A 4,363-nucleotide genomic window follows, 5' to 3' on the forward strand; every position below is an offset into this window, starting at 1 on the left:
TGGTCGAGCACCCGCGGGTTGAGGAACATCCGGTACGACGCCGCGCCCTTGCCGGGCGTGCGCGTGTCGACGGGCACCGCGATGGTCAGTCCGTCGGCGCGGTCCGGGTCCCCGACCGTCTGGTTCGCCAGTCCACGCAGGAAGGTCGGGTCCTGCAGCGAGTAGACGATGACGCCGTCGGCGAGCTTCGCGTCGTCGTCGCCGATGACGGCGCGCACGTCGCCGCGACCGCTGCTCACCGCGTCCAGCACCTCGCCGGACGAGTCCTCGGTGTAGTCGTCGAACACGCCCAGCACACCGGCGCGCTCCTCCACCTGGACCGCGCCCAGGTCCCAGGGCTGTACGTTGCCCGGGTGGTCGGCTTCCCACTGGTAGTCGGTGGTGGAGGAGATCAGCATGTGCCGGCCGTCCTCGGACGGGGTGAACAGGAACCGGTCGCGGGTGCGCACCGCCGCGGCGTCGTACCCCTTCAGCTTCAGGGCGAGCACGACCTCGGCCCAGTAGTCCTCCGAGCCCTCGACCAGGGTGATCGTGTCGGTCAGCACGCGGTAGCGCAGCACCTCGATCGGCAGCTGCTCGAGGTTGTCGAAATAGACCTGCTGGTCGTCGATCAGGCCGGTGTCAGAGGGGTCGAGGGTGAGCCGGTAGCGGGTGACGTCGTGCTTCTGCAGCGCCACTGCGCGCGCGTTGACCGTGGTCTGCATGAGCTCGCCGACGTCGGTGAACGGGTCGCCGGAGTACGTCGGCGGGGGCAGGTCGTCCGAGCAGGCGGTGAGCGACAGCAGGCCCAGGCAGGTGACGAACAGGCTGGTCAGGAACAGCAACGACCGCAGGGCACCGCGCACCGGAGCCCTTCGGTGCGCACTGCGGCCTGGGTCAGCGCTTGCCGTCCACATCGAGCAGCGTCCGACCTTCCGCCACCGGCTCGGCAGTGATGTCGTGGAGGACGTCGAGCGCGATGGTCGACGCCGTCAGGCCGATCCGTTCGAGGATCGCGGCGCGCTTGGCGTGGCTGAGGAACTCCTGCGGGATGCCGTGCAGGCGCACCGGGGTGCGGACCCCCGCGTCGCTGAGCGTCTGCAGCAGCACCGAGCCGACACCGCCCACCCGGCCGTTGTCCTCGATCGTGACGACGCGGCGGTGGTTGCGGGCCAGGTCGATCAGGGCCGGGTCGACCGGCTTGACCCAGCGCGGGTCGACGACGGTGACGCCGATGCCCTGGGCGACCAGGCGCGCGGCGACGTCGACGGCGATCGTGGCCATCGAGCCGACCGCGACGACCAGGACGTCACGGGCACCTTCGCGCACCAGGACGTCGCAGCCACCGGCCTTGCCGATCGCGGCGATGTCGTCGGGCGGCGGACCCTTCGGGAAGCGGACGACGGTCGGCGCATCGGCGACCTCGACCGCCTCGTCGAGCAACTCCCGCATCCGGGTGACGTCGCGCGGCGCCGCCAGGCGCAGCCCGGGAACGACCTGCAGGATCGACATGTCCCACATGCCGTTGTGGCTCGCGCCGTCGTCACCGGTCACACCGGAGCGGTCGAGCACGAAGGTGACGCCGCACTTGTGCAGCGCGACGTCCATCAGCACCTGGTCGAAGGCGCGGTTGAGGAAGGTCGCGTAGACCGCGAAGACGGGGTGCAGGCCGCCCATGGCGAGACCGGCAGCCGACGTCGCGGCGTGCTGCTCGGCGATGCCGACGTCGAAGAACCGGTCGGGGAAGCGGGCCTGGAACTGGTCGAGGCCCACTGGGTGCGTCATCGCGGCCGTGATGCCGACGATGTCGGGCCGGCGCTCACCGATGCTGACGATGTGGTCGGCGAAGTGGTCGGTCCAGATCCGGCCCTTGGGCTTCTCGATGCCGGTCTGGACGTCGAACGGGCCGGGCGCGTGAAACTGGTCGGCCTCGTGCCGCTCCGCGGGGTCGTAGCCGAAGCCCTTGCGGGTGATCGCGTGCACGATGACCGGACCGCCGAAGCGCTTCGCCTGGCTGAGCGCCTGCTCCATGGCTGCACGGTCGTGCCCGTCGACCGGGCCGACGTACTTCAGGCCGAGGTCCTCGAACAGCCCCTGGGGGGCCAGTGCGTCCTTGAGGCCCTTCTTGACCGCGTGGAGGGCGTCGTACGCCGCCGGGCCGACGCCGGGCAGCGCGGTGAGGCGGCGCTTGGCGACGTCGAGGACCTGCTCGTAGCGCGGGTCGGTGCGCAGGCTGGTCAGCGCGGTGGCCAGGCCACCGATCGTCGGCGTGTAGGAGCGGCCGTTGTCGTTGACCACGATCACGAGCTTGCTGCGGTGCTGGATCGCGATGTTGTTGAGGGCTTCCCACGCCATGCCGCCGGTGAGGGCGCCGTCGCCGATCACTCCGACGACGTGGCGGTCCTCGCCCCGGATGGCGTAGGCCTTGGCCAGGCCGTCGGCGTAGCTCAGCGCCGTCGACGCGTGGGAGTTCTCGACCAGGTCGTGCTCGGACTCGTCCTTGCTGGGGTAGCCGCTGAGGCCACCCTCGCGCCGCAGGGTGTCGAACGCGGCCGCCCGACCGGTCACGAGCTTGTGCACGTAGGACTGGTGGCCGGTGTCGAAGACGACCTTGTCGCGCGGGGAGTCGAAGACGCGGTGGATCGCGAGGGTGAGCTCGACGACGCCGAGGTTGGGCCCGAGGTGCCCGGTGTTGGTCGCGACCGTCCGGATGAGGAGGTCGCGGATCTCGGCCGCCAGCTGGGTCAGCTCGTCCTCGGAGAGGGTCCGCAGGTCACGGGGACCGGAGATCTTGTCGAGGACAGGCATGTGCCGAGTCTAGGCGGTCGTCGTGGCGATTGCGGAAAGGTCGAGGCACGCCACGGCGGGCTCGTGCAGGCTTCCCATCCAGAGCATTCCGTCGTGCTCCCGCACCCCCGTCACCATGTGGTACGACGCCCCGTGGTCGCCCGGACGCAGGTCCACGTCGTGCACGAGACGGCCCCGGTCGTCGTACGCCACGACCCGCACGGTCTGCTTGGGCTTGGGCTGCACGGCATCGGGCAGCAGGGTCACCAGCTTGCGCAACAGCAGCGGGCCGCGCTGGATCCGCTCGACCAGTGCATCGACCGGGCTGGCGATGGTGATCCAGATCAGCCCGTCGGAACCGCGCGCGATGTTGTCGGGGTAGCCGGGCAGGTCCGTGCAGAGCAGGTCCTGCGTGCCCTGGTCGGGGCCGCTGATCCAGTGGCGGACCACGGTGCGCGCGCCGGTCTCGGCGACGCAGACGAAGTCCTCGGCCGTCGAGAGGGCGACGCCGTTGGCGAAGGCGAGCCCCGTGACGACGGTGGTGATCGTGCCGTCCGGGTCGCGCCGGAAGAGCCGGCCGGTGCGGGTGTTGCGGACGAAGTCGTGCTTCCACTGCCGGATGCCGAAGTGGGTGGACGAGTCGGACCACCACAGGGTGCCGTCGGACGCGATGGCGGCGTTGTTGCAGAACTTCATCGGCACGCCGTCGATGTCGGCGGTGATCTCCTCGATCGCGCCGGACGCGGGGTCGACCCACAGCAGACCGCGGTGGGCGTCGCAGACCAGCAGGCGCCCGTCGGGCGACCACTCGAGGCCGAGCGGGCGTCCCCCGGTGTTGGCCACCCGGTCGATCCGCGAACCGTCCGGGGAGATCCGGAAGATCGCACCGTCCTCGGTGCCGGTGAAGACACTTCCGGCGTCGGGGCCCGAGGTGGCGACGACGACGTCCTCGGCGCCCGGACCGGGCACGGGAATGACGGTGAACGCGGGACCGGTCACGGCAGCAGCTCCTGGTAGAAGTTCGAGTTGAGGAAGTCGGGCAGGATCTGGGCGGCACTCGCGCCCAGCGGAAGGGTGGCGGTGACGGCCGGGTCGACGAACACGATCTGCCGCCCTTCACCGACGGTGATGTCCGCATCGGTGGCGTGGGTCAGGGCGACGTAGACGCGCACCGTGTCCTCGGTGCCATAGCCCTCGTGGAACACGGTGGTCTCGCGCCACAGCGTCAGCTCGGGCTCGACCATGCGGATGCCGGTCTCCTCCTCGAGCTCACGGTAGGCGGCCGTGTCAGGGTGCTCCCCCTCGTCGACATGGCCGCCCACGAACCCCCAACGCTCCGGGTCGATCACCGGATTCTCGTCGCGCTCCTGCAACAGGATCCAGCCACGAACGTCCACGAGGATGATCGACGCGAACTGGTGCACGTGCGTCACCGTAGTCGGTCGCCTCACGGCACCAGCACGTAGAACCTCATGAAGTCGTGCTCGATCGGAGCGATCCGGACCTCGGAGAACCCGGCTGCCTCTGCATAGGACCGCATCGTCGAGGGCCGGAACATCGCGCCCGTGCCCGCGGAGCCGGGCTCCGCGAGCCCCAC

General features: G+C 70.3%; 4 protein-coding genes. All 4 read right to left on the bottom strand.

All coding sequences use genetic code 11. The features are described 5' to 3' along the window. A partial coding sequence (locus ACOADB_RS14875) for a hypothetical protein (RefSeq protein WP_378600059.1) occupies positions 1 to 845 on the bottom strand: 845 nt, incomplete at its 3' end. A gap of 31 nt (positions 846 to 876) precedes the next feature. Then, positions 877 to 2,787, bottom strand: a complete 1,911-nt coding sequence (dxs, locus tag ACOADB_RS14880; RefSeq protein ID WP_378600062.1) for a 1-deoxy-D-xylulose-5-phosphate synthase — start codon at positions 2,785 to 2,787, stop codon at positions 877 to 879. A 9-nt stretch (positions 2,788 to 2,796) separates the two neighbouring features. Then, a complete protein-coding gene (locus ACOADB_RS14885; protein ID WP_378600065.1) occupies positions 2,797 to 3,765 on the bottom strand; it encodes an SMP-30/gluconolactonase/LRE family protein in 969 nt (322 codons plus the stop codon). Continuing rightward, positions 3,762 to 4,190 (bottom strand): NUDIX domain-containing protein, encoded by a 429-nt coding sequence (locus ACOADB_RS14890; protein ID WP_378600068.1) that lies wholly within the window; start codon positions 4,188 to 4,190, stop codon positions 3,762 to 3,764. Before ACOADB_RS14890 ends, ACOADB_RS14885 begins: the two co-directional genes overlap by 4 nt. Positions 4,191 to 4,363: the final 173 nt, after the last annotated feature.

Source organism: Nocardioides sp. CPCC 206348 (assembly GCF_048654705.1).
GTDB lineage: Bacteria > Actinomycetota > Actinomycetes > Propionibacteriales > Nocardioidaceae > Nocardioides.

Bases quoted from the DNA above. Each gene is read 5' to 3' on its own strand.
- dxs (WP_378600062.1), bottom strand. From the start codon at position 2,787: ATGCCTGTCCTCGACAAGATCTCCGGTCCCCGTGACCTGCGGACCCTC.